A 24592-nucleotide genomic window follows, 5' to 3' on the forward strand; every position below is an offset into this window, starting at 1 on the left:
ATTCTTTGCAGTCAGCCGTTCACACCGATGTGTTAAGCGCTACCGCCGCTCGAATCAGCGCTTTCAACGCCTTCTCATCGACCCTTTCAACCTCAGGCCAGCATACATTCATGCTTATGCGTTATAGCACTGGTTCACAATGGGTATATCCGCGATCCGGCATTCGGCTACCGTCAACGTATATGACTTGATTGCACAGGCTCTGCGCCTGTGCGTTGAGGCCCCCATACATGAGGAAACCATGATGACTGCCCACAAAGCGGCCGCTGTTTTGTTGGCCTTGCTCAGCCCTGCCTTTCTGACATTGACCGCCCTGGCCGAGGAAGCGGGTTTTATTGCCGCCACCTCATCCGGACTCAACTGGAAACCTGCGCCGGCAGTGGGCCCCGGCGCCATGATTGCCGTGATTGAAGGTGACCTGAAAGCCGCCGAGCCCTTCACCCTGCGCTTGAAGCTGCCGGCCAATACAAAAATCGGCGTGCATACCCATCCCGTGACCGAACGCGTAACCGTTATCTCGGGCACCTTCTACTTCGCCACCGGAGACACCTTCGATCCGGCACGGGCCAAGGCCTATCATCCGGGTGACACCCTGATCATTCCTGTCGGCACGTCGATGTACGGCGCCAGTCAAGAACAGGAAACCGTGCTTCAACTCCACGGCACAGGGCCTTGGGGAATCACTTACCTCAACCCGGCGGACGATCCCAGGAACAAAACAATGCAGTGAGCGCGCCCTGCGCGATGAAGATGGCGGCGAGGATGCAGCAGATCGCCTGGCCGTAAAGGTTGGCTTACTGGTCCAGGATGAAAGTTACCAGGGTTTGCAGATCGTCCGGGCTTAGCTGCGCAAAAGGCGGCATTGGGATATTTCCCCATTTGCCGGCACCACCGTGCTGAATGCTGGACGTTACCTTGGCCAGTGCCTGCGGGTCATTGGCATACTTGGCAGCGACATCGTGAAAGGCCGGGCCTACGACCTTATGATCGATCGCGTGGCACGACAGGCAGGCGTTGCTCTGGAACAAGGCCATGGCATCGTCTTTTGCTACAGACGCCGCCGGGGGTTGGTTCGCCGACGGGTTCGAAGCAGCCAGCACATCGGCATCGCTCGCATGGGCACTCCCGTAGGTCACCGCAAGGTAAGCGCCGATAATCTTCACATCCTGATCGCTGATCGGAGCACCGTACACGTGCTGCATCTTGCTCGCTTCACCCGTCCACTGAGCCAGGGTCATGCCAGGAGGCTGGAAGTTGATGTAGTCGGCTGAGTGACAGGTGGAACATTTCTGCTGGGCCAACGAGTAGCCAGGCAGCGCACTGGGCTTGAACGCAGCCGTTTCGGGCGGCAACGTGATCGATAGTGGTGCCGCGCTAGCCATGGCAGCCAAAAAAACCTGAGCCGCGCACAGCAAGGTGGTCATATATTTCATGCGGGCCCCCTCAGGCGACGGTCACGTGGCTGGTTTCTACCACGTTGCGGCGGTAGCCACCGGGGTTCCAGTCGGCTTGCATCGGTTGCGTCTCGCCCGCCCTGTTACTGGCTCGCACCATCAACTGTGTGGCGCCCTTACTGGTAAAGGTGATCGGTAGCGTCCATTCACGGAAGGAGAAACGACCAAGATCCTGCCCAAGCCTGGCTTCACGCCAACTTTTGCCGCCATCGATCGATATTTCCACCTTGTTGACTCCAACGCCGCCGTCGAACGCAATGCCCTTGAGCACCATACTTTTTTTCAGCGGCAACACATCGCCGTGTTTGACGCTGGTGATGAAACTGCGCACTGGCAACCTGGAAATCGGCTGAGTCTGCGCCGCAGTGGTCCCTGGGGCGATGCAATAACAATCGTTATCCGGAACGCGGTAGCCTTTAGCCATGAAGAAACCGTCATAGGTGTGGTTGACGACTTCGATCTCACTCAGGTGCTTGACCCAATACGTACCGAAATAACCTGGCACCACCAGACGTATCGGGTAACCGTTGAGGAATGGCAGGTCGGTGCCGTTCATCGACCAGGCAATCATAGGCCCGCCATCCATGGCATGACCGATGTCCAAGGCCTTGATGAACTCCGGCGTGCTCGGCAGCACTGGCCTGTCGAGCCCACGGAATGTCGCTTGCCTGGCGTCGGCTTTCACCCCCGCCTTTTCCAGTACCGCCTTGAGCGACACCCCCACCCAGCGGGCATTACCCATTGAACCGTTGCCCAACTGAGCGCCGAACACGCGTGGCATCGAGAAGCCACGGCTATTCCCCGAACACTGATTCACGGCCACCACCTCGACCGGTTCAGCGAGGGCCTTGAGTTCTGCAAGCGACAGTGACAGCGGCGTGTTGACGGAGCCCTTGATCGTCAAACGGTAGTTGTCCGGATCGATGCTGGTCGGGAAATCGGGCAGGTGGTAACGCACGAAAAAGGCGTCATTCGGCGTAATGGGCCCCTGGTTGAAGACAGAGAATGGGGTCTCCAGATGCGGTGGCCGAGTGGTCACCAGGGTCAACGGTCGTTTTTGCGGGTATCGCACTAGCGGCCGCGGGCCAGCAGCGAAGGTGACTTCTTCGGCGTTTTCGTCGGCCGCCTTGGTTTCGTCGGCGGCCTTGGCGAGGCTTGCCAATGGAGAGGCCGCCAAAGCCAGAGTGAAGGCATCGCGTAGAATGCGTCGGCGGCTCGGCTCGCTGTTATCTACAAAACTGAACTTCATTCTGCACGCTCTATGATTGTTTTACTGAGATGCAACTGACAGCCTCCCATCAAGGCAGAGAGGCATCGGATTTAATGTGTAAGTGGAATTTCGCTTAACTGTTCACCGTCAGTGAGTAAGTCAGTATTGTCACGCGCAAATCGACTGCTTTTCATTGAGCGTCAGTGATTTAACATTTGATGACAGAGGCGAAGCGGTACTTGAACGCCCTTCACACTGGCTTGGAGGCTGCTAGCGCAGCGTCGCGGAACGAGATCGGCGCAAGCGACCAGCGTGCTGCAAGCGGAACCGTTCGGGCGACCTACTCCTCAAAGCGCCCCGTGGCGTCACGATCGCGCTCGTATCGTCGCGTCAGCGGAAACGGCGGCAACCAGGATTCGCGACGCACGATCCAGCTTTCGTAGGTGGGTGTCAGTTGGTCAGGGGCATCCAGGGAGCCCAGGTTCACTTCGATTTCATCGCCGGTGCGGGCGAACACGGACGAGCCGCAGCGGGGACAGAAAAACCGCCCGGCGTAGTCACATGTTTCGCCCTCGATCGTCACCGCATCCTGAGGGAATATCGCGGAGGCGTGAAACAGCGCGCCATGATGTTTGCGGCAATCGAGGCAGTGACAAAGACCGACCCGGTACGGGAGTCCCGACGCCTCGATCCGGACATTGCCGCACAGGCAACCGCCGGTGAATCGGTCCATGCTGCGTCTCCTCTGATCAAGCGACGGTTGTGACGTTGCAAACTGTGAAAAGAGTAGCGAAGCCACGGCCATGGGTCGACTAATCTGAGTAGAGCACCAGCGCAAACAGCCTCTAGCCTCAGGGGAAACGGGATGACCGGAAAAACAGCGCGCCAGTGTTCGTCATGGGTTATGCCCTCCCTGCTCGCGATCAACCTGGCGCTGATGGCGGGATGTGCAGGCAACGCTTCCACGGCGCGCTATTCAGCCTCAACTATGGGCTCGAACTGCTACGCAAAAGCGATCCCCACTGCCGGCGAGGGCGGCCTGGCGTGGGGCGATACCTTGAGCATGGCTCGCAAAAAATCCATGGACAATTGCATCCGCTATGCCGGTCGATCCGGGGGTACGCCCGCCACCTGCCAGGTGGTGTTGTCGGAGTGCAAAAATTAGAGCGTCATCGAAACGGTCCATTCCGTTCGCGGTCAATCGTCTGAATACATACCCGTCGGCCATGACCGAGGGTATGAACAACAGGCCAATTCTGGAGAACCAAGATGATCAGCAAGAACACGATCTGTCTCTGGTACGACGGCACCGCACTGGATGCCGCAACGTTCTACGCCCAGACATTCCCCGACAGTGACGTGGGCACTGTCCTTCGTGCGCCCGGCGACTATCCGGCGGGCAAACAGGGCGATGTCTTGACGGTGGAGTTCACGGTGATGGGTATCCCTTGTCTGGGACTGAACGGCGGATCGGGGGTCAAGCACAACGAGGCTTTCTCATTCCAGGTTGCGACCGACGACCAGGCTGAAACCGACCGCTTGTGGAACGCGATCGTCGGAAACGGCGGTCAGGAAAATGTATGCGGCTGGTGCAAGGACAAGTGGGGACTGTCGTGGCAGATCACGCCACGCGTGCTGACCGCCGCGATAGCCAATCCTGATCCGGCGGCGGCCAAGCGTGCGTTCGACGCCATGATGGGGATGGGCAAGATCGACATTGCTGCGATTGAAGCGGCTTTGAAAGGTTAACCGGCGCTGCAGCCCTGCCATACTGTTGAACATGACCCGTGCAACCTTCCGCTTCTACGAGGAGCTCAACGATTTCCTGCCGGCCGAACGGCGGCGACAGTCCTTCACCTGCGAGTGCGCACGCGGGGCGACGGTCAAGCACATGATCGAAGCGCTCGGCATCCCGCACACCGAGGTCGAACTGGTGCTGCTCAATGGCGAGTCGGTGGGCCTGGAGCGGGTGATTTTCGACAACGACCGGCTGGCGGTGTATCCCAAGTTCGAAGCGCTGGACATCAGCCCGTTGCTCAAGGTTCGCGCACAACCTTTACGGGTGCTGCGCTTTATCGCTGATGCGCACCTTGGCGGGCTGGCCCACCTGCTGCGCATGAGCGGCTTCGACACCCTCTACGACAATGGCTTCGAGGACGGCGAGATCGCCGAGATCGCAGCGCACCAAGGACGCATCGTACTGACCCGCGACCGCGAATTGCTCAAGCGGCGGATCATCAGCCATGGCTGTTACGTGCATGCCCTGAAACCGTCGCTGCAGTTGCGCGAATTGTACGAGCGCCTCGACCTGGCACGTAGTGCGCGGCCCTTCAGCCTGTGCCTGCATTGCAACCTGCCGCTGCACGAGATCAGCCCGGAACTGGCCCGGTTGCAGGTGCCGCCCCGCGTTGGCGCGCTCTATTCGCACTTCCTGCGCTGCGACGCCTGCCAACGGGTTTACTGGGAGGGTTCACACTGGCGCAGCATGTGCGCACTGTTGGCACCTCTGTTGGGCCGATAGCCGGGCGCGGCTGCCAGGAAAACTGGCTTGTGCAGGGTCTTCCAGCCTATGCAAACCCGAGGAACGACAGGATGACCACGACGATCACAACTACCCCGACGATGTAGATGATGTTGTTCATGAAATCCACCTCTCAACCTGGACAGGACTGCGTTAGAAAGACAAGACACTGCACCTTTGCCGGGAAAACCCATCGGCTGCGCTGCGCACTGTTTTTGCGAGCGACGGTTTGAGTACAGCCAGACGGCTCTGGCTTGGCGTTACCGGGCGGGACTGGCGCGTGTGCCGTGCGCCAATCCCGCCCTTCCTAGTTCTGACCACCCGACAACGGTGGGGTTCGCGGCGGAATCACTCGCTTCGTCCCAGTCGACTCAAACGCCGAAGCCAAGCGCAGCAGCGTCGAATCGTCATAGGCCCGACCGGCGAAGGTCAGCCCGACGGGCATGCCGATGTCCGGCATGATTCCCATCGGCACCGTGACCGTGGGAACGCCCAGGTGGCGGATGGCGAGATTGCCGTTGGCGACCCAGACACCGTTGCTCCATGCGATGTCCGCCGACTTCGGATCGACATCGGCATTCGCCGGCCCGACGTCGGCCACCGTCGGGAAGATCACCGCGTCGAGTCCCAACCGATCCATCCAGTCCTCAAGGTCGATTCGGCGCGTCTGTTCAAGGCCGCGCAGCCCGTCCGGCACCGTGGGGATCTGGTCCCAAGGCGTGATGCCGCGCTCGGCCATGCGCACATACTCGTCCATGCCAGCGGCAAGGTCGCCCTCACGGTTGGGCAGCGTCCCGGGGTCGTGCGGGAAGATCAGCGGCCCGTTCACGTCGACCAGGCGATTGAGTTTTGGATCGCCGTTGGCCCGCAGGAAATCGTCGAATGCCCAGGCCGTCAGGTCCCACAACTCATGGTGAAGGAACTCTTTGGAAACCAGGCCCCGATTAAACACCGTCGGCGCACCGGGACGATCACCCTCGCAATTGGACACCAGCGGGAAATCGACCTCGATCACTTCGGCACCACAGGCTTCGAGTGCCTTGCGAGCCTCTTCCCAGAGCGCGATCACGGAAGGACGGGTGTTGATTCGCTGCCCCGTCGGACCACCGATACCCGGCGCATCGCTCGTACCCGCCTCGAGATCCGCGTTGATGTACATGCGAGGAACGCCCAAGCGCTTGCCGGCAAGGGCATCGCAATTCGCAGCAAGCGAGGCATAGGAAGCGGGACGCACCGAGGCGACACTCGGGATGGGCACCCAGGGTTGCATCCGCCACAGATCGCCTCGTGTGTCGGGATCGTCCGCCACCACCACGTCGAGCACTTCGAGCAGGTCGGCCATGGTTCTGGCAAACGGCACGACAACGTCCATGGTCGGCGTCAACGGCCAATTGCCGCGCACCGAGATCACCCCGCGCGAAGGCGTATAGGCACACAAACCATTGTTCGAGGCCGGGCCACGTCCGCTCGACCAGGTTTCTTCGGCGAGGCCGAATGCCGCGAAGCTGGCGGCGGTTGCAGTGCCGGCGCCGTTCGATGAGCCCGAGGCGAAGGGTGCGGTGAGATAGTCAGCGTTGTACGGGCTCTCGGCCCGGCCATATACCCCACGCTGCATGCCGCCGTTGGCCATGGGCGGCATATTGGTCTTGCCCAGGCAAATCGCCCCAGCGGCACGCAGCCGTTCGATGGTGAACGCATCGCGATAAGCAATCAGGTTCGCGAACGCAGGACTTCCAGAGGCTGCGGTGAGCCCTTTCACCAGATAACTGTCCTTGGCCGTATAGGGAATGCCATCGAGCGGCCCTAGCATCTGGCCCTTGGCCCGACGGGCATCGGACGCCTGCGCTTCCTTGAGCGCATCGGGGTTGCGAACCACCACTGCGTTGAGGGCGGTAGGCGTGTCGGGGCCGTCGTAGGCATCGATCCTGGCGAGATAGGCCTGGACCAGTTCAACCGCCGTCGTCTGGCCCGATTCGAGCGCAGCACGCAGTTGAGCAATGGGAACCTCGGTGACCTCGATCATGCTGTTACCGCCGGCGAGTGATGGGTGACTGGATGTTGGGCTCAAAGACATCACTTATCTCAAAAAGGGGTTTTCATAGTGGTTCTCGTTGCACTGCATTAGCGCGGTCGATTATTCACAACAGGTGCTTAACATCTTTATTCAGGCAGCTTGATGCAGAGTTGCGATCACTACGCGATAAATACGTTTGTACCCGTGATTTTGCATGAGATTAGAGCAAGAGCCCACTCCAAGAGCTGCCTGGAACGCTACGCCTCCTGAAGCCGCTCACGCACAAACTCGATAAACCGTAGCGGTGAATCAGTGATCTAAAGATCTCCCCCAAGGCTCATCAAGCGCTTACTGCGCCGTCCCGCCGCGAGGTTTATAAAACAGGAACTTCCCGGTCTCGGCCGTCCTGGTGTACTTCTTCGCCCAGTCGGGTTTCACCGTTCTGTCGTGGAAATACAAGGCACCGTGGGTGCGGTCCGTGAGTTGTTTGTTGAGTGCCTTGCGCGCGATTTCCTTGGCGAGGGCATATTCGTCATCTTCCTTCACCTGATCGGCACGGCCGTCGCACCACCACGAAAACTGGCAGGAACCCGTTTCAGAGCCTTGCTTGACCACCGCGCAGACCGTATCGGGAAAACCCTCCTGGCCGAGCCGGTTCATCACCACGCTGGCGACGGCTTCCATGTTGGAAGGTGCAACGCCTTTGGCTTCCCAATAGATACTGCGTGCAAGGCAAGTAATGGCATCGTCCAGCGGCGCGGCACCCGCCGGATCGACCGCCTGCGCTTCCGAGGTGGTGATGGCTTCGGATTTGGGCACCGGAAGCTCGCTGCCCTTCTCGGCCGCTTTCTGCTCCAGGACCTGGGCCTTGTCCTCAGCCACCTCCTGTTTTTGTTCCTGATCAGCCGCCCACACCTGGCTGCCTAGAAGGATGATCGCGAAGCCGGTGAGTGCCCATTTAGATCCCATGAATGATCCTTCCGATGACACGGGCGTTAGCCATGAAACAGCGATGTTGTGGTGCCGATCTGCTGTGATTGTAGTCGTCGCACGTTATTCCAGCCGCCTGACAATAAACGCGTTTCGATGCAAAAAGGCATTGCCTGCGCAGGGGTGAAATCGCGCATCATGGACGCAATCCGTCCAAGGGAGATTTTCATGCGCAGCCCGTCATCCATTTTGCATCTCGCCGTGTTGTCATTCGGGCTGGTGTTCAGCGTCGCTGCCTCGGCGGCCGAGGAAACGCAGCTGGTCGAGTCGATCAATCTTTACCGCAGTCAGGTGCAGCGTTGCGCTGGCCAGGCGTCTGCGGAACTGCCGCCGCTGGCGAATGATCCGCGGCTGGTCCTGTCCGCCAACAGCATCGGTGATTTGCAACAGGCACTGGCCCGCGCGGCGTATCCGATGGTCAATGTGCAGGCGATCAGCCTGTCCGGCCCCCGTGATGCGCCGTCGGCCATGAAAGCGATTCAGGAGAGCTTCTGCCAAGTGGTGCTGGACCCGCAATTCGTCGACATCGGCATCAGCCGCGATGGCCGTGAATGGCGCATTGTGCTGGCGCGTCCGCTATTGACCGGGCGTCTGGGTGACTGGCAGGCGGAAGGACAAAAACTGCTTGAAGCGATGAACAGCGCCCGCGCTCAGACGCGCCAGTGCGGCAGCCAAGCCTTTGCCGCCACGACGCCGCTGGCCTGGAACGCCACACTGGGCTCCGCGGCGGAGAGCCATAGCCGGGCCATGGCCAACAATAACTATTTCGATCACAAGGACCGCGACGGTCGCACGCCGGGTGATCGGGCTGAATTGGCGGGTTATGCGGGCCAACAGGTCGGCGAGAACATCGCCGCCGGGCAAGACACCGTGCGCAAAGTGGTCGATGGCTGGCTCGCCAGCCCAGGCCATTGCGCCAACCTGATGAACCCGCAATTTCGCGAGCTGGGTGCGGCCTATGCGGTGGACCCGAAGAGTGACGCTGGCATTTACTGGACGGCGATGTTCGGCACGCCGTGAAGGTTTGAATCGAGCTTGAAAAAGGAATCATCATTTGAATAAAGCCCCCTCCTCGACCGTCGAACAGGACCTGTCAAAGCCTGACGCCATCAGCTTGCGGGAAGCGTTCCTGTTCTGGCTGAAACTGGGCTTCATCAGTTTCGGCGGGCCGGCCGGACAGATCTCGATCATGCACCAGGAGTTGGTGGAGCGCCGACGCTGGATCTCGGAACGGCGCTTTCTGCATGCCCTCAACTACTGCATGTTGCTGCCCGGGCCTGAGGCTCAGCAGCTGGCGACCTACATCGGCTGGCTGATGCACCGCACATGGGGCGGCCTGATTGCCGGCGCGCTGTTTGTGCTGCCTTCGCTGTTCATCCTGATCGCGTTGTCCTGGGTGTACATCGCCTTTGGCGAAGTGCCGGTGGTGGCCGGGCTTTTCTATGGGATCAAGCCTGCGGTGACCGCCATTGTGGTCCAGGCGGCCCACCGGATCGGCTCGCGGGCATTGAAGAACAATTGGCTGTGGGGCATCGCCGCGGCTTCATTCACGGCCATCTTCGTGTTCAATGTGCCGTTCCCGTTGATTGTGCTGGGCGCTGCGATTATCGGTTATGTCGGCGGACGCCTGGCACCTGAACGGTTCCGCACCGGAGGTCACAGCGCGGCGAAAAAATCCTTTGGCCCCGCCTTGATCGATGACGATACCCCGCCTCCCGAACACGCCCGTTTCAACCGTCTCAAATTGCTGCGCCTGTTGCTGGTGGGTGCGGCGTTGTGGGCGTTGCCGATGGGCATTCTCACCACGCTGTTCGGCTGGGAAGGCACCCTCACCCAGATGGCCTGGTTCTTTACCAAAGCGGCGTTGCTGACATTCGGCGGCGCGTACGCCGTATTGCCTTATGTGTATCAGGGCGCGGTCGGCCATTATGGCTGGTTGACACCCACGCAAATGATCGACGGCCTGGCACTCGGCGAAACCACCCCCGGGCCGCTGATCATGGTGGTAGCCTTTGTCGGTTTCGTTGGCGCCTATGTTCAGCAGGTGTTCGGCCCTGATCATGTGTTCCTGGCCGGCGCCCTCGCCGCCACGCTGGTGACCTGGTTCACCTTTCTGCCCTCGTTCCTGTTCATCCTCGCCGGCGGCCCGCTGGTGGAGTCGACGCACAATGAACTCCGGCTCACCGCGCCGCTGACCGCGATTACCGCGGCGGTGGTTGGCGTGATCCTTAATCTGGCGTGCTTCTTCGGCTACCACGTGCTCTGGCCCAACGGCTTCAGCGGCCAACTTGACTGGCCTTCGGCGCTGATCGCCATTGCGGCGGCCATCGCCTTGTTTCGCTTCAAGCGGGGCGTGATCGAAGTACTGATGGGGTGCGGGCTGATCGGGTTGGTGGTGCATTTGCTGCGCTAGCGCAGCAAACGTGATCAATGAAGTTGTCGCTGCCTCTGCAGTTCGGTCTTCAGCCAGGTATCTGCCGGTTGAATGCCCGCAGGACAGCGCACTTCATAGGCGCGACCACTCACACTGCTTTGGGTGGCCGCCAGGCTGATGAAGTCTTCTGCACTGGTGATCTTGTCCTTCTCTTCCAGGTACTCAAGCTTCTTTTCCAGATGCGCCCGGGCCTGGGCGCCCGGGTATTCGCTCCCGTTGCGCACAAACCGGCATTCACTGTGCTCGACAAAGTCCAGCAAGCTGTTTATTTCCTGAGTGGTTTGAGGTGGGGTTTGCGCCTGTGCATCGAGCACCACGGCGGTCAGGCTGATACCCGCCGCAATCAACCAGTGGCTGACATACCGAGTGAAACGTCCAGGCACAATTCCCATGGTGACACCTCGCATGACTGACGGCAGATCAGAGCGGCGGTGGCCGCTCTGAAGGCTGACGAGCAAGTATCAATCGTCGTAGTCGTCGCCATCCCGGTCGCGGTAACGACGGCGATCATCACGTCGGTCGTAATCCCGGTCATAGCGTCGATCATCACGTTGGTCATAACCTCGGTCATGGTCGCGATGGTATTCACGACGGTGATCCCGATCGTACCTGTCATCATCTTCCCAGTGAGGAAAGCAGCCTCCCAGTAGAAGAGTAGTTGCAATGGCCAGGGTCATTATCGCGGTGCGCTTCATTTGAACATCCTAAAAGCAAAGGTCAGAGCGGCGGGGATGAGTTGACGCTATCCACGAATTCAATCGAAGTGCGTGCAAACCGCAGATACGACCTTCCAGGTGCACAATGATTCCGAACGCAGCCTCGCTGGGGCTCGACAGCTGCTACAAAAATTCGATGGCGACGTTAGGCCTTACAGCGTTCTTTGGCTGTTACCGATGGTTTTGGCTTTTTCGATGGCCCAATCCAGCGCCGCTTCCATGTCCAGCAAATGCGGCGACGGGTGATTGTCCTCAACGATGGCCGAACCGTCCGGCCAGTAGACACCGATGAACATCCCCAGCGAACCGTCTCTCAATATCTCGGCCTTAACCTTGATCGTGCATCCGTTCGATAGCGTTTCCGAGTGGGTTATGTGTCGCTCAGTCATGGCTGCATTCCTCCCGTCGTTGCTATCAGCGTAACCCATGCAGCACTGAGCGCGATGACGCTTAAGCGTCCACTTGCACCACCTCGATCCCCAGCTGTTGATAATCCCCGACATTGCCCGAGGCCACGTGACACTCGGTGATCAAGGTATGCACGCGGTTGCAAGGCGCAACAACAAAGGGCTCCACCGCCCCCAGCTTGTCCGCGGTGGTGACGGCAATCACATGGGAAGCGCTGGCGAGCATTGCCTGCTTCACCGGCACCTCGTCGAAATGCAGCGAGCTGATGCCGACTTCCGGATGAATGGCGCAGACCCCGGTGAACAGCAAATCGGCCTTGACACCTTCGATCAATCGCAAGGTTTCATGGCCGCCGGAAGACATCGTCGCGGGATTGAGCTGACCACCGGCAACAATCACCGTGATGCCTTTGTATTCGGCCAAGGTGATGGCGATCATCGGCGACGCGGTGATGGCCGTGATGGAGATATCAGCGGGCAGCGAACGCGCAATCTGCAGCGTGGTGCTGCCGGAATCGAAAATCACGATCTGGCCGTTTTTCACCCGGCGTGCGGCGAGTTGGGCCAGCCGGGTTTTCACTTCGTCGGTTTCGCCGACCCGGGTGAAGTAATCCTTGCCCGTGTCCTTGGGCCGCGGCAGCGCTCCGCCATGCACCCGCTGCACCAGCCCGGCGCTGGCCAGTTCCGACAGATCCCGGCGGATGGTGTCTTCAGACACAGCGAAATGATGGCTCAGTTCGGAGGCCATGACCTTGCCGTCGCGTTCCAGGATCAAAAGGATTTTCTGACGGCGCAGCTGCGGGAGTTCGGCGATGGAATGCTCGGCTTGCATGGTTATGCCTGTTTTTGCGTGTTTGTGCGAGATTAGCCAAACAGCTGAATGAACACAACCGGCATGGCAGCGCAGAACCTGTGGGAGCGGGCTTGTGGTCAACTGATGCCCCTCACAACGCTTTCACAATGAACTCCCTCAACCATTGATGCGCAGGGTCGCGATGAACACGCTCGGGCCAGAGCATCGACATCTCGTAACCCGGGACATCAAGCGGTGGCTCGACCACTTCCAACGCCCCCGCATCGCGAACCAGCCGCGACGGCAGCATCGCCACCATGTCGGTACTCTCCAGCACCGACCGCACAAACAGGAAATGCGGGACTGAAAGCACCACCCGGCGCGTCATGCCCACCGCCGAAAGCGCCTGGTCGGTGACACCCTGAAACGCCCCACCATCCCGCGACACGATCACGTGGTCGAGTTCACAGAATTGCGCCAGTGTCGGTTGTTTTTTCAACTGCGGATGGCCGGCACGGCCGACCAAAACATACTGTTCGGTAAACAACGTGCGACGCCGCAAGCCGGCGGGAGCGTCCTCGCTGGTATGGAAAGCCAGATCGATTGCCCCCTGCTCCGCTTGCCTGGCGATCTGTGACGGAACCAGATCAAACACCGCCAGACGCGTGCCCGGCGCTGCCAAACGCAGGCCAGCCAACGCAGGCAACACGATAGTCGTCTCACCGTAGTCGGACGCCATGACATTCCACGTCTGCCGGGCCTCGGCCGGATTGAAAGGGCTGGCGGGCGACACCGCGCGCTCCAGGGCTTCCAGGGCCTGACGCAAGGGCTCGCGCAACTCATCGGCCCTGGCCGTGGGCCGCATGCCCCGGGGTCCTGGCAGCAACAGCGGATCACCGAAAATGTCCCTCAATTTGGCAAGATGAACACTCACCGACGGTTGAGACAAATTCAGGCGTTGCGCCGCACGGGTCACGTTGTGTTCCGAGAGCAAGACATCAAGGGTCAGCAGCAGATTGATGTCCAGGCGTCGCAGATTATTCATGGTAATACCTGGCATATTGGTTATTCATTTCCAATATACCTGGCAAAGCCTGACTCTGCAGTCTCCCGACACTGGAGACTCAGCCATGAAAGTCCTACTCGTTTATGCCCATCCCGAGCCCAAATCGTTGAACGGCTCGCTCAAGGATTTTGCCGTCAAACACCTGGAGGCCGCCGGCCACCAAGTGCAAGTCTCCGATCTATACGCGATGGACTGGAAAGCCTCGCTGGATGCCGATGACAGTCCCGGCCGGCCAGCCGAATCGCGGTTCAATCCTTCGCTGGACTCCAAACTTGCCTTCGAAGAAGGCCGGCAACGCCAGGACATCGTCCTCGAACAGGAAAAACTGCTCTGGGCCGATGCCGTCATTCTGCAGTTTCCGCTGTGGTGGTTTTCGATGCCGGCGATCCTCAAAGGCTGGGTGGAACGCGTCTATGCCTATGGTTTTGCCTATGGCGTAGGCGAGCATTCCGATGCGCGCTGGGGTAACCGCTATGGAGAAGGCACGCTGGCGGGCAAACGGGCGATGCTGATCGTCACCACCGGTGGATGGGAGTCTCATTACAGCCCTCGGGGCATCAATGGGCCCATTGATGATGTGTTATTCCCGATTCAGCATGGCGTACTGTTTTACCCCGGTTTCGACGTGCTGCCACCGTTCGTGATCTATCGCACCAGCCGAATGGATGACGCGAAATTTTCGACGACCTGCGATGCGCTCGGCCAACGACTGGATGACCTGTGGAAAACCGCACCGATTCCTTTCCGACCCCAGAATGCAGGCGCATACGACATCCCGCAGCTGACATTGCGTACGGAGATTGCTGGGGATCAGACCGGATTTGCGGCGCACGTCATGTGATCTGTAGCAGCTGCCGAGTTCGCGAGGCTGCCTTCGGCTGCGAAGCAGTCGTAAAATCAGGCACTGCAGTCCATCGGGCACACCCTGCGTTCAGGGTTTGCGACTGCTGCGCAGCCGAACGCAGCCTTCGGCAGCTGCTACGAAGAACGCGTCGTGGCTTAAGGGTTTACCGATTCGCGAATACGAAAAAGCCCGCACAAGGCGGGCTTTGGAAATCGATGTAGGTGGCCAGTGCTGGTCTCTGGCTTACGAGATTTATCGGGCCTCTCACAGAACAGGATTTTTAACCTTGGGCTGTTCTGCCTCACACGGCATAAGGGCTGGATCTCAGCGCGGAGATCTTTCTAACCGTGTACCCTTGGGAGCGCGCCCCACGCTTCCTCGCTATCCCTTTGCGCATCAGTCTGCGTCTTCACCTACAGTTTCAGAATAGCAAATCGATCGAAGCCTGGGTCAGGCTTTTTAGACCGATTCTTTTCTAAGGGAATGACAGGTAAATGGAAAGATACTAACGCTGCGCCCCTATGGCTCGAACCAGGACGAACGCCACAGTGCAGGAGCTGCAACACAGACGTTGAGCGACGCCAACCTTTTGCGGCGTCGTTTTGAGCTTTTCAATGCTCCAGCAACAAGGCCTCAGTAAGCCTTGCCGCCGTTCAGCTCTCAAGGAGCGCTTATCCGCAACGGAAATCCGTACGATTCGAAAAGATCCCAAACGTCCTCGCGATCGAAGAGCCGCCACCCCAGTGTCGTGAACTGCATCAGGTCATCCTCGCCGGGAAAGGAGTAGTAGACCCCGGCAGATGGATCTTGAGACGTCCCCGTCATGGGCTCATCGCGCTCCAAGCGCCTGATTGCGTTCATGATGAGACGCGCGCCTGGTTGATAAAGTGAAAGGATGTGCCACAGCAAGGAGCGCTCCTTTTCGACTGCCACACGCGCAGTCTCAATGATGCGACCGACATCAATGCCGGGACTGTCGATCCAATGGAGAGTACAACCGATCTCAGGGTCCCCGTTCAGCAGCGCCCGGAAGGTCGCGAGAACACCTCGATATTGAGGCAAGAGGCCAGAGTGAAGATTTAGGACGCCGCGTGGCGGAATTGCCAACGCTTCATTTTTCAGGATTTGACCAAAGCGGATTGAGATGAACAGATCCGCTCCCGCATCCTGCAGCATTTGCAGGCCCGCAGGATCCCTCAAGCTGGGCAATACCCGCACAGGAACCCCAAAGCGTTGCTGCAGTTCTGCAAAACCGAATCGATGCCCGCTGCTAACCTGGTCGCTCGATCCGATTAACCCAGGAGCCAAGGCATTGAAGAAGTCCTGCTCGATCAATGCCAGTTGTCCGAGCATGCGTGGCACCTTCCTGCCCGATCCCACTCTCTCCGAGAGGAATATTCCCACTGTGCTCTCGTGAATCTCGGGCAACAGGAAATTGAGAGTGAGATTGCTCTCCACGTCCCTGTTCACCAAAAAAGCGATTCGCAACTTCAGACCTCCTCCGGCAGACCTGCCTTGAGAAGCAGCAACGGCCAATTCAACACAAGCGGATCGATCCCATTTCCATTGTTGCCACGACGTATGGACGGAAGGCCCGATCTGCTCGATCAATTCCGGCATCAAACCTAGCATAGTTGCTATTTCGTCATTGCTACGCCCCCAGCAGCTCCTGGCCGTTCTCTGCAGATCATGGTTACAAAGCGTGCTGGTGAAATCCGATGCAATCGGTGGTCAGAACGAATGCAAATGACTGGTCAGGTCGAATGCAAACGGGTGGTCAAGTGGAGTGCAATTGCGGTCCCAAGCCACCCCAAATTTAATGAACCCCGCCCCCACCCGTTCGCCTAACTGAATGACTATCAGGAGGTGACGAATGCAAATCGAAACAATCTGGATCGTGCTCGCAGCAGTACTTGTACTGATTGAGTTGTGGGCGATCAACAGGGTGCGAAAAGCCGAAGGCAAATCGAGCAACAAACTGGTGTGGATGGTGGTGATCGTGTTTGTGCCGCTATTCGGGCTGATCGCATGGGCCTTGGCGGGACCGAAGCACATTGCACAGACCCCGCATTCACCGCAGGCCAGACAATAACGTCGGACGGCGTGCGGTAACGATCTGCGAACTGCGCAATTTCAAAGAACAAAGCCCTGATGATTTGGGGCTTTGTCGCTTCTGGCTGGAACACCTCCGGCACTCACGCCGGCGACGCGGTGCCAACACTCACTACGAACGCAACACCCCGATCGCCCGCCGATACTTCTCAACGCGCTCCAGATCCTCCCAGGACGGCTGGGCAATCCGCGACAAGTCGCTATTCTCTTCCAGATCCGCCAGTTTCACCACCCGCCCGATCGGGTTCTGCGCCACGCGTTCGATAAACGCCTCGTAGGACTCATCCGGCACCTTGGTCACCGATGCAATCGCCATCAGCACCGTTTCACTGAAACCTTCGTTACGCAGATCGTCGAAACTGATGCCGCAGTCTTCGACCACGTCGTGCAGCACCGCGACGATGCGCTCTTCCAGCGTATTCACCCGCAGCATGACACTCAGCGGATGCAGGATGTAAGGCGCACCGCCCTTGTCCACCTGCCCCTCATGCGCCGCCGCTGCGATGGCAATGGCGCGTTCCAGTGTCTGGGTCATGGGATTCTCCTCGGGTTAAACGCCGTAACGGCCGCTGAAATGATGTGGCGTGGGGGCGTTGTTGCGGCTGCCGATTTCGATCATGGGCTTTCTCGATCCTTGAATTCCCGTTGGCGTTCAGTCTACGACGGCGCTAGACGGAAGCAAGCGTCACTCACCACCGAAAATCCCACGCAATGAAGGCGCGCCCAAGATTTTGAAGTCTGAAAAACATGTAGGAATCTGCCCTTTGTGGCGAGGGGGCTTGCCCCCGTTGGGCTGCGAAGCAGCCCCAAACCCTGCTAGCCCGTTTCCTCAGACACACCGCAACGCCCGGTTTTGCGGCGGCTGCGCCACCGAACGGGGGCAAGCCCCCTCACCACAGTGAGCGCGTGTGGTCCTACAGCCCGGTTGCGGCTACCGAAATCGCTGCCTAGAGTGGGTCTGTCGCTGAGCGAATTCAGCGATAGGGTTTCGCAGCCCTGACGATACGTGTAGTAACCTTGCACCCCATAACCAGCAACGGCCGCAAAAACGCGCCCGTACTCCGTTTTATGGTGGCTGTGTGTGGGAGATCTTCGGGTCTGCCGGGTTCCTCGTATCCTCGGTCTGCGAACCCGCACATAGCTACCACCCTTTCGATCCGCAGCGAACGGCAGTAGCTCTTCTTACAGATACGAGGAAGATTTACTTATGAGTACGAACAACCCGCTCCGCCACTACACCCCCATGTCCCATTTCGCCACCGACCACCCCGTCCTCCTGATCGACGCCGACGCCCCACTGCGCGAACTCCACAACTGCCTCAGCGAACGCCTCAGCGCCGTCCTCAAATACCTCAACCTCATGGCCTGCACCAGCCTGCCGGACTACGCCGAGCACGACATCAACACCGTCACCAACATCGCCCGGATCATGGTTCAGGATGTGAGCGATGTATTTCGGGTGATTGAGCAGCGTGGGTTTGATGCGCCTGAGGGTCAATGACCCATTATTTGAGTCGTAAAAAAACCCGCGTTATTGCGGGTTTTTTACGGCTGCAACCATTCGTACGGGGCGATTTTTCTCGATTCGCAACTTCATTGCACAGCGATGGCAAAAGATCTCGACGATCAGTAAACCTGCACCCGCCACAATTCCCGCGAAGATGATGCCGCCGACATCGGAAACCGCCCATGCAGCGTCCGATAGTTGTCGATCAGCACCAGATCCCCCTCACTCCATTGATGAGCAATCAGGCACTCCGGGTCGTAAACCAGCGCGTTGATCTGTTCGAGCAGCGCCTGTTGAGCTTCCTCGTCATGGTCCTGCACAGCCTGGCTCAGGGTCTGCAGTGTCGAGTCGGTGCCCTCTTGGTAACGCAGGATGAGCTCGCCGCTGCGGGGGTGATGGTCGACCAGGCTGTACATGCGCGGCGAGCCACCGAAGTAGGTCATTTTGGTGTAGTAGGTGATGTTCACGTCCTGCCATTGTCGGGCGACTTGCTGGCCGACTTTGCGCAGTACGTTTCGGCTGTCGACGATGGTGGTCTGGCCTTCGCCCGGCTGCGGCGCGGTCTTGCAATACAGCATGAATTTGCTGGCGCAGAATTTCGGGTTGCGCTGAACCTGTGCGTCGCTGTCGGGCAGCATGTTCAGGTCCCAGTGTAACGGCGTTTTCTCCAGCGAGTGCACCACGCCTTGGGGTTTATCCGCCGGTTTGACCACGTGCACGGCGCCGAAGGCCCATTCGTACAGCGTGCCGAAGCGTTCGCAGCTGCGCGCGAAACTGTCCTGATCATCGAAGCGGCAGCCCTTGAGGCAGACGAAACCGAAGGTTTCCACCAGTGCTGCCAGCAAACCCGTGGACAGTCGTTCGAAACCCAGCCCCAACGGGTCTCGCACCACCAGGCCAAACAGCGGCAGTTTTTGCAGTTCGTATTCGAAGCCTTGGGCCTGCGGGTTTTCTGTTTGGTGGTAGAGCCATGGCCGCCCCTCAAAGGTGACCAGCACATGGTGGTCGATGTCGACCTGGGCGCGGGCGCGAAGGGTTTGACTGCCATCGAGGTTGCGCACCGGCACGGCATGCCAGGGGCTGTCGACACGGGTCAGCCCTTCGGCCAGGCCGAAGGTGAATTTGGGTCCGGCATTGTTGTATTGATGGACGGACAAGCGAATGTCATCGCCGAAGAAACGCTCCACTGCCGCATTCAATGCCTGTCCGCGAAACATCATTTGGTAGGCTTTGAAGTTGATTTGCTGCAGGTACTCATCCTCGCTCTGCCCCTCTTCACGGCACAGACGCAGGTCGTTGTAGAGGTGACTGCACAGATGGTCATGGGCCTGGCTGAGGGATTCATCGTGCCGGCTCTGCTCGATCAGATCCCCAAGGTTTTTCCAGGGCAGACGGGCCTGCTTGATCAGGCTGGCGCGAACCGACTCGGCACTTTGGGCCTGTGGGAACAGGTCTTCCATGCTGACCCACTGGATCGTGTGGGTGGTGCACAGTTCGCGCAACGCCCGGTTGTAGTTCTCGCGAACGTCGTCGGCCACACCGACGATGTCGTTGAACGTCGTTCCGTCACTGAGGATCGACACTACACAACCCGGTGTATGCAGCGCGGCGATGGCCTGGCCGAGTTGGTCGAGGCGCTCGATGGCGATGACCTCGCCGTAGTCCGGCAGCACGCCAAAAGTCTGGTCAGTGGCGTTTGGTGACTTGCAGGGAAAACCTGGCAGTACCAGACGCACCGGCAGGCCTTGATCGAAGCAATGCCCCAAGCGTTGCGCAAGATGCGCTCTGCCTTGTGTGTCGAAACAATCATCCGTGCCTTTGAGCAGATAACCCGCGAGCAAATCGCTGACGGCAGCGATCCAGGCGTCTCTATGTTCCATAGAACAATTTCCTTGAGAGTGTGTGTATCAATAGGATTTAACGGCGTCGCCATGCCCGGTGAATGCATGTGCTGTAGCGCACACTTGCTGCAGAATGCGCAACAACCCGGCCGGCTGTTCGCAGCAGAAGTTCGGGGCCAGGGCCTGCAAGTCAGGTGTCAGGCCATAGCCCCAAGTGACCGCCGCCGAGTGCATGCCTGCCGCACGGGCGGTTTGCAAATCGATCTCGGTGTCACCGACGAACAAGCAGCGTTGCGGGTCCACCGACAACCGTCGGGCGGCTTCCCATGCCACCTCCGGTTGAGGTTTGAGTGCCCTGCCCGCGCGATGCCCCAGAATGGCCCCGAAGGTATTCTGTGGAAGCAGCGCATCGGCTACTTGCAGGGCCATTTCCTCGGTCTTGTTGGTGACGATTGCCAACGGCACTTGCAACTGACGACAGCCTTCGAGCAAGGCAAGCACACCGCTGAAGGGCCGGGAAAATTGAACCAGGTTGTTTTGGTAGAGCGCCACATAGTGCTGATGCATCGCGGCCGCATCGGCAATGCCAAACCGGGTGGCAACCTGCTCGATCATCGCCGTGACCCCGCCGCCGATATAATCGCGCACTGTTTGCGCTGACTGCGCCGGGCAACCGTGTTCGAGCAACACCTGGTTCAGGCACCAGGTGATGTCAGGCAGAGTGTCAACCAGGGTCCCGTCCAAATCGAAGAGTACGGCTTCGACCCGCAACCGAGGCGCCATCATTGAGCACTGGCGTAGTGACAAGGACGCCCCTTGCGGAACACCAAGCGGTGGTAGCGCTCATCGACATTGCTGCGTTTCTCGAGGGTGACCACACCCCGTCGCTTGATAGCCACCGAATGCCAGGGCGTGCGCCACAGGTCACTGGTTGGCACCAACCGGATACCGATCTTCGTCGACACCGCCAGTTGTGGGTGAATCGACAGACGCAGGCAATGCGGGTAGCGCGCCTGTAACAGCGCACTCCAGGCTTCACTGCGCTGGATCACCCGCTGCGAGGCCGGTTTGGCGATTTTCTTCACCGCATTGAGGCTCATGCCGGCGAACACTTTGAGCCCCGAGTAATCCTCGGACAGAAAGCGATGGATACCGCAGTACATCAACGTCATGTGCGGCTCATCCTTGAAACGCTGCTGCAACAAGACCAGTGACTGGCCATGCTCGATCATCATCTCCTCACGCATGGCGTCCAGGCAATCAAGCGAAGGATAGGCATCCTTAAGATCGAAATGAGCGAACGTGCCGGGATAGTGCTGTTCGGCGTAGTCCTGGATAGCGTCGGTGTAGGCTTTGACGTGCGCATCGGGAACATGCACCAGGTCAGAGAACACATAGCCATCGGAACAGATATGAATCAACGCCCCCGGTGCGTAGATCTGCTGGATCTCATTGCACAGGCGATGCAACTCGTCGATGGCGTGATGTTCGGCAAGGTCGGGCAGATGGCTGAGGGTTTTCTTGCGGCTGGGCGACTTGCCGGGAAAGGCTGGCAAGACCATTTCGATCTGGCGACCGCTCTCGACCGCTTGCACGACCTTCGCCAGATGGGGTTCCAGCACCTGCAACGAAAGCGCGTGATCCTGCCCCGGGGCAAGGCTACGACGTCGAAACAGGCATTCGAGAATTTGCTGGGCAATGTTCATGTGCGCGTTGTGCTGATGCTCGTGCACCAGCTGACCGCACACCTGTTGAGCAACGGTGTTTGAACCCTGCATAGACAATCCCTGTGTGGTGAATAACGGCCATTTTTTGGCCGTCAGCAGATATTCCTTACCTGCGGGCGGCTAAATTCCTACAAGTCGTTACGGCTGTCAATCGTGGCAATCAGGAATATTGCGGCCAGACCGGCAAAGCCATCTTGCCGTCACATAAGTGCCCTGGAACAAAATCTAAGCCTTGCTTTTTTTCTGGCTACACTCATCGCGAGTAGCTTCGGCTACCAAGGTGATTAGTCCCAACAGGAAATTAAAAATAGAAGGGAATCTCATGAGCAAATCAAAAGTCTCCCCGTTTGCTTGCGCTGCATTGTTGTTTTTCGGCGGTCATTCAATAGCTCAGGCTACCGACAGTCTGGATCAGGGATGGAGTGAGGCCACCCTGTCCAACTGGCAAAACCTTTCACAAGGATCGCGAATTCTCCCTTTCTCCTGGGCGCTGGCATTGGAAGAGCCTGATTCAGAAGAGAAGTTCATGAGTGACAAAACGATCTCGGCCTACGGTTACACGCCTTACTATCCGTCTTATAACGGTAAGCGTTTTACGTTGCCGATGGGTTTCGTTCTGGATGACAGTCACGACAGCAAACTGTCTTTCACCAAACTGCGCTGGTTTTTTGGACAAGGGTCGCAAGAGCCGTGGGTGGGGATGAACTGCTCTGCTTGTCACACGGCTCAAATCAATTTTGAAGGACAGAATCTTGTCATCAATGGCGGGCCAACGAACGCCGACTTTCAGAATTTCTTCAAGGCGTTGAGCGCGGCTTTAAACACAACGGCTGCTGACCCTGAAAAATTCGAACGCTTTGCAAAGAGTGTTCTGGGTGATGACCTGTCAAACGGGAATCGCCAGCGGCTGAAGAAATCGCTGGATAGCTTGAATGCGTTTTATGCACAAAACGCAACGCTCAATGCCACAGATCTGCAATATGGCCCAGGTCGCCTGGATGCAGTGGGGCACATTCTCAATAAAATCAGTCAAGTCACCCAAGCGACACCGCCTACCCCTAACCCCTCTGATGCGCCGGTGAGTTATCCATTTCTCTGGAACACACCTCAACACAACGTTCTCCAATGGAACGGGATGGTCAGTAAAGCAAAACTTCCTTCGTTAATACCAGGCGGCGGCCTCGATGTTGGAGGTCTGGGGCGTAATGCTGGAGAGGCTATCGGCGTGTACGCCGATATTCGACCGGTTAAAGAAAATCCGGCTAAGGCAGGATTTGTCTCCAGTGTGAACGTGAAAAACCTGGAGATCCTGGAACATTCTCTTTATAGCTTGAAGCCTCCACGGTGGCCTGGATCGCTGCCAGAAGACCTCACGTCAGGCGCCAAATTATTTACGGAAAATTGTGCCGGCTGCCATGCATCCCTTGAAAGAAACGATCTCGCCACGCCAATCAAAGCGGTCATGGTTCCAATCTCTGCGAATGAAAATTTAAATCCTCGGGGCCCAAATGACAGGACCATCAGCACGGACCCCTGGATGGCGTGCAATGCCTATCAATTCAAAGCGGATGCTGGAGTGTTAGCGGGTTATGCCAAAGTCGATAAGTCAGGACCCATCAAGTCGAATGACCTGCTCTACAGCATGCTGGGTGTGACCGTCCTTGAGACATTGCTTGGCAAAGGACGTGATGTCGCCGAGCTGGCTTTCGATGGATTGCTTGGAATAGAGCCTCAACCTGTAAAAGTCCCTGGACTCAGGAACCGTGCCTTATTCAGCAATGTTGATGATAAAGCACTACGGCTAATCGAATGCTACCGTGCCAGCCCAACCGTTGCTCTTCTCGCCTATAAAGCAAGACCCCTGACTGGCATCTGGGCCACAGCTCCCTATTTGCATAACGGCTCTGTGCCGACCTTGAACGACCTTCTCCTGCCACCCCGTCAGCGTCCCTCGACTTTTTATACTGGGACCAATGAATTCGATAACCAAAGGGTGGGATTCAAGACCGAGAAATCGGACAAGAACCGGTTTCTGTTCGACACCAGGCTTGATGGCAATAGCAACGCCGGGCATGACTATGGCGTGGGTCGCCTTAGTGATATCCAACGGTCACAGCTTCTCGATTACTTGAAATCACTTTAAACGGCGTCGCCGATACCATCAGCTGATGGCATGGAGGGGCGACCACAAGTAGTGGTCGCCTCTGCGAAGTTCGTTACAGGTTTGATGTTCGCTATCGATATCAGAAGTTCGCCGGGGTGTTGGCGCTGATGATTTCCGCCTCATCCGCCCCAATATTGCGAAACTTGTGAGGCAGCGTTGTCGGGAAGTAATAGCCGTCGCCAGCGTTGAGCACACTGATCTGTCCATCCACGGTCAGCTCAACCGTGCCACGGGTAACGAGTCCACACTCCTCCCCTTCAGCATGCACGATGGGCTCTTCCCCCGAACTCGCCCCAGGCGCGTATTGCTCGCGCAACAGCCGCATCTGCCGACTGGGTACCGAAGCGCCGATCAGCAACAACCGCAACCCATGCCGCCCCAGATCCGGCTGTTCGTTGGCACGGAACACGTATTGGTGCTCGCGGGGCGGTTGGTCGAAGGTGAAAAAGTCCGCTAACGACATGGGGATGCCTTCGAGCAGTTTTTTCAGGGAGCTGACGGAGGGACTGACGCGATTCTGTTCGATCAGGGAAATGGTGGCATTGGTGACGCCGCTACGCCGGGCCAGCTCGCGCTGGGACAGTTTGTAGCTTTCGCGTACTAATTTGAGTCGTGAGCCCGTGTCCATGACAGCCTTATGCGAAGAATACTTAAGGGGTAATGGGGGTGGGTGGCGGGCGACTGGTGGCCGCGGATCACGCCGTTTCCCGTCCCGGAACCGTGGAAGGCGGGTATTAAATCACGTTTGTCGGTGTTGCTCAGCAGGTTCGATAAACGGCTGGATAAATTGAA

At 58.4% G+C, this 24592-nt stretch carries 27 protein-coding genes; 10 read left to right on the forward strand and 17 right to left on the reverse strand.

Translation table 11 applies throughout. From position 1 onward, the window contains the following. Nucleotides 1–244 precede the first annotated feature (244 nt). Nucleotides 245–730: a cupin domain-containing protein gene (locus FHW68_RS01525; protein WP_183678304.1), complete on the forward strand. Its 486-nt coding sequence runs from the start codon at nt 245–247 to the stop codon at nt 728–730. Between the two features lie 64 nt (nt 731–794). Here FHW68_RS01525 and FHW68_RS01530 read toward each other — a convergent pair whose 3' ends face one another. From FHW68_RS01530 to FHW68_RS01540, 3 genes are all read right to left on the reverse strand, one after another. Beyond that, a complete protein-coding gene (locus tag FHW68_RS01530) occupies nt 795–1433 on the reverse strand; it encodes a c-type cytochrome (RefSeq protein ID WP_183678306.1) in 639 nt (212 codons plus the stop codon). 10 nt (nt 1434–1443) lie between these two features. Beyond that, nucleotides 1444–2703: a molybdopterin-dependent oxidoreductase gene (locus FHW68_RS01535; RefSeq protein ID WP_183678308.1), complete on the reverse strand. Its 1260-nt coding sequence runs from the start codon at nt 2701–2703 to the stop codon at nt 1444–1446. Between the two features lie 301 nt (nt 2704–3004). Continuing rightward, nucleotides 3005–3397 carry a GFA family protein gene (locus FHW68_RS01540; RefSeq protein ID WP_183678310.1) on the reverse strand — a complete coding sequence of 131 codons (393 nt, stop codon included), beginning with the start codon at nt 3395–3397 and terminating at the stop codon, nt 3005–3007. Between the two features lie 132 nt (nt 3398–3529). Here FHW68_RS01540 and FHW68_RS01545 point away from each other — a divergent pair, with 132 nt between their 5' ends. From FHW68_RS01545 to FHW68_RS01555, 3 genes are all read left to right on the forward strand, one after another. Then, nucleotides 3530–3829, forward strand: a complete 300-nt coding sequence (locus tag FHW68_RS01545) for a hypothetical protein (RefSeq protein WP_183678312.1) — start codon at nt 3530–3532, stop codon at nt 3827–3829. A gap of 104 nt (nt 3830–3933) precedes the next feature. Then, nucleotides 3934–4413 carry a VOC family protein gene (locus tag FHW68_RS01550; RefSeq protein ID WP_183678314.1) on the forward strand — a complete coding sequence of 160 codons (480 nt, stop codon included), beginning with the start codon at nt 3934–3936 and terminating at the stop codon, nt 4411–4413. A gap of 31 nt (nt 4414–4444) precedes the next feature. Continuing rightward, the gene (locus FHW68_RS01555) at nt 4445–5185 is read left to right on the forward strand and encodes a Mut7-C RNAse domain-containing protein (protein ID WP_183678316.1); all 741 of its coding nucleotides are present in this window, start codon (nt 4445–4447) and stop codon (nt 5183–5185) included. A 307-nt stretch (nt 5186–5492) separates the two neighbouring features. Here FHW68_RS01555 and FHW68_RS01560 read toward each other — a convergent pair whose 3' ends face one another. The 3 genes from FHW68_RS01560 to FHW68_RS01570 all read right to left on the reverse strand — a co-directional run bounded on the left by FHW68_RS01560 (nt 5493) and on the right by FHW68_RS01570 (nt 8359). Beyond that, nucleotides 5493–7208, reverse strand: coding sequence for an amidase (locus FHW68_RS01560; RefSeq protein ID WP_183678318.1), 1716 nt, complete (start codon nt 7206–7208; stop codon nt 5493–5495). 339 nt (nt 7209–7547) lie between these two features. After that, the gene (locus tag FHW68_RS01565) at nt 7548–8168 is read right to left on the reverse strand and encodes a cell wall hydrolase (RefSeq protein ID WP_183678321.1); all 621 of its coding nucleotides are present in this window, start codon (nt 8166–8168) and stop codon (nt 7548–7550) included. Between the two features lie 26 nt (nt 8169–8194). Further along, the gene (locus tag FHW68_RS01570) at nt 8195–8359 is read right to left on the reverse strand and encodes a hypothetical protein (protein ID WP_183678323.1); all 165 of its coding nucleotides are present in this window, start codon (nt 8357–8359) and stop codon (nt 8195–8197) included. On the opposite strand from FHW68_RS01570, the gene FHW68_RS01575 reads away from it, so the two are divergent. Both FHW68_RS01575 and chrA read left to right on the forward strand, forming a co-directional pair. Continuing rightward, nucleotides 8358–9209, forward strand: a complete 852-nt coding sequence (locus tag FHW68_RS01575) for a CAP domain-containing protein (RefSeq protein WP_095635120.1) — start codon at nt 8358–8360, stop codon at nt 9207–9209. The genes FHW68_RS01570 and FHW68_RS01575 overlap by 2 nt on opposite strands. Nucleotides 9210–9243: 34 nt before the next feature. After that, nucleotides 9244–10602, forward strand: coding sequence for a chromate efflux transporter (gene chrA, locus FHW68_RS01580; RefSeq protein WP_095635121.1), 1359 nt, complete (start codon nt 9244–9246; stop codon nt 10600–10602). Nucleotides 10603–10616: 14 nt separating this feature from the next. Here chrA and FHW68_RS01585 read toward each other — a convergent pair whose 3' ends face one another. The 5 genes from FHW68_RS01585 to FHW68_RS01605 all read right to left on the reverse strand — a co-directional run bounded on the left by FHW68_RS01585 (nt 10617) and on the right by FHW68_RS01605 (nt 13584). Further along, nucleotides 10617–11015, reverse strand: a complete 399-nt coding sequence (locus FHW68_RS01585; RefSeq protein WP_183678325.1) for a DUF5329 domain-containing protein — start codon at nt 11013–11015, stop codon at nt 10617–10619. A 69-nt stretch (nt 11016–11084) separates the two neighbouring features. Further along, nucleotides 11085–11318, reverse strand: a complete 234-nt coding sequence (locus FHW68_RS01590; RefSeq protein WP_095635123.1) for a hypothetical protein — start codon at nt 11316–11318, stop codon at nt 11085–11087. A 173-nt stretch (nt 11319–11491) separates the two neighbouring features. After that, entirely contained in the window at nt 11492–11728 is a 237-nt protein-coding gene (locus FHW68_RS01595) for a hypothetical protein (RefSeq protein WP_095635124.1), read from the reverse strand. Nucleotides 11729–11789: 61 nt separating this feature from the next. Continuing rightward, nucleotides 11790–12578 carry a DeoR/GlpR family DNA-binding transcription regulator gene (locus FHW68_RS01600; RefSeq protein ID WP_095635125.1) on the reverse strand — a complete coding sequence of 263 codons (789 nt, stop codon included), beginning with the start codon at nt 12576–12578 and terminating at the stop codon, nt 11790–11792. A gap of 112 nt (nt 12579–12690) precedes the next feature. After that, nucleotides 12691–13584: a LysR family transcriptional regulator gene (locus FHW68_RS01605; protein ID WP_183678327.1), complete on the reverse strand. Its 894-nt coding sequence runs from the start codon at nt 13582–13584 to the stop codon at nt 12691–12693. Between the two features lie 85 nt (nt 13585–13669). On the opposite strand from FHW68_RS01605, the gene FHW68_RS01610 reads away from it, so the two are divergent. Next, nucleotides 13670–14446 (forward strand): NAD(P)H-dependent oxidoreductase, encoded by a 777-nt coding sequence (locus FHW68_RS01610; protein WP_095635126.1) that lies wholly within the window; start codon nt 13670–13672, stop codon nt 14444–14446. 663 nt (nt 14447–15109) lie between these two features. Here FHW68_RS01610 and FHW68_RS01615 read toward each other — a convergent pair. Further along, a complete protein-coding gene (locus FHW68_RS01615; protein WP_260296330.1) occupies nt 15110–16081 on the reverse strand; it encodes a formyl transferase in 972 nt (323 codons plus the stop codon). A 241-nt stretch (nt 16082–16322) separates the two neighbouring features. On the opposite strand from FHW68_RS01615, the gene FHW68_RS01620 reads away from it, so the two are divergent. Next, nucleotides 16323–16541 (forward strand): PLD nuclease N-terminal domain-containing protein, encoded by a 219-nt coding sequence (locus tag FHW68_RS01620; protein WP_183678331.1) that lies wholly within the window; start codon nt 16323–16325, stop codon nt 16539–16541. A 132-nt stretch (nt 16542–16673) separates the two neighbouring features. Here FHW68_RS01620 and FHW68_RS01625 read toward each other — a convergent pair whose 3' ends face one another. Next, entirely contained in the window at nt 16674–17096 is a 423-nt protein-coding gene (locus FHW68_RS01625; RefSeq protein ID WP_095635129.1) for an HD domain-containing protein, read from the reverse strand. A 672-nt stretch (nt 17097–17768) separates the two neighbouring features. On the opposite strand from FHW68_RS01625, the gene FHW68_RS01630 reads away from it, so the two are divergent. Next, nucleotides 17769–18062, forward strand: coding sequence for a fructose-bisphosphate aldolase (locus FHW68_RS01630; protein ID WP_183678333.1), 294 nt, complete (start codon nt 17769–17771; stop codon nt 18060–18062). 125 nt (nt 18063–18187) lie between these two features. On the opposite strand, the gene FHW68_RS01635 is transcribed toward FHW68_RS01630, so the two are convergent. Genes FHW68_RS01635 through FHW68_RS01645 form a run of 3 tightly spaced genes read right to left on the reverse strand, consistent with a single transcriptional unit; the run spans nt 18188 to nt 21687 of the window. After that, a complete protein-coding gene (locus FHW68_RS01635) occupies nt 18188–19948 on the reverse strand; it encodes an L-tyrosine/L-tryptophan isonitrile synthase family protein (protein WP_183678335.1) in 1761 nt (586 codons plus the stop codon). A gap of 27 nt (nt 19949–19975) precedes the next feature. After that, nucleotides 19976–20692, reverse strand: a complete 717-nt coding sequence (locus FHW68_RS01640) for an HAD family hydrolase (protein ID WP_095635215.1) — start codon at nt 20690–20692, stop codon at nt 19976–19978. After that, nucleotides 20692–21687, reverse strand: coding sequence for an isocyanide synthase family protein (locus FHW68_RS01645; protein ID WP_183678337.1), 996 nt, complete (start codon nt 21685–21687; stop codon nt 20692–20694). The genes FHW68_RS01640 and FHW68_RS01645 overlap by 1 nt, the downstream gene beginning before the upstream one ends. Nucleotides 21688–21958: 271 nt before the next feature. Between FHW68_RS01645 and FHW68_RS01650 the strand changes: the two genes are divergently transcribed. Further along, on the forward strand, nt 21959–23779 hold the full coding sequence (locus tag FHW68_RS01650; protein WP_095635137.1) for a di-heme-cytochrome C peroxidase: 1821 nt from the start codon (nt 21959–21961) through the stop codon (nt 23777–23779). A 100-nt stretch (nt 23780–23879) separates the two neighbouring features. Here FHW68_RS01650 and FHW68_RS01655 read toward each other — a convergent pair whose 3' ends face one another. Then, nucleotides 23880–24428 carry a cupin domain-containing protein gene (locus tag FHW68_RS01655; protein WP_183678340.1) on the reverse strand — a complete coding sequence of 183 codons (549 nt, stop codon included), beginning with the start codon at nt 24426–24428 and terminating at the stop codon, nt 23880–23882. Nucleotides 24429–24592: the final 164 nt, after the last annotated feature.

Source organism: Pseudomonas sp. Tn43, from assembly GCF_014192635.1.
Lineage (GTDB): Bacteria > Pseudomonadota > Gammaproteobacteria > Pseudomonadales > Pseudomonadaceae > Aquipseudomonas.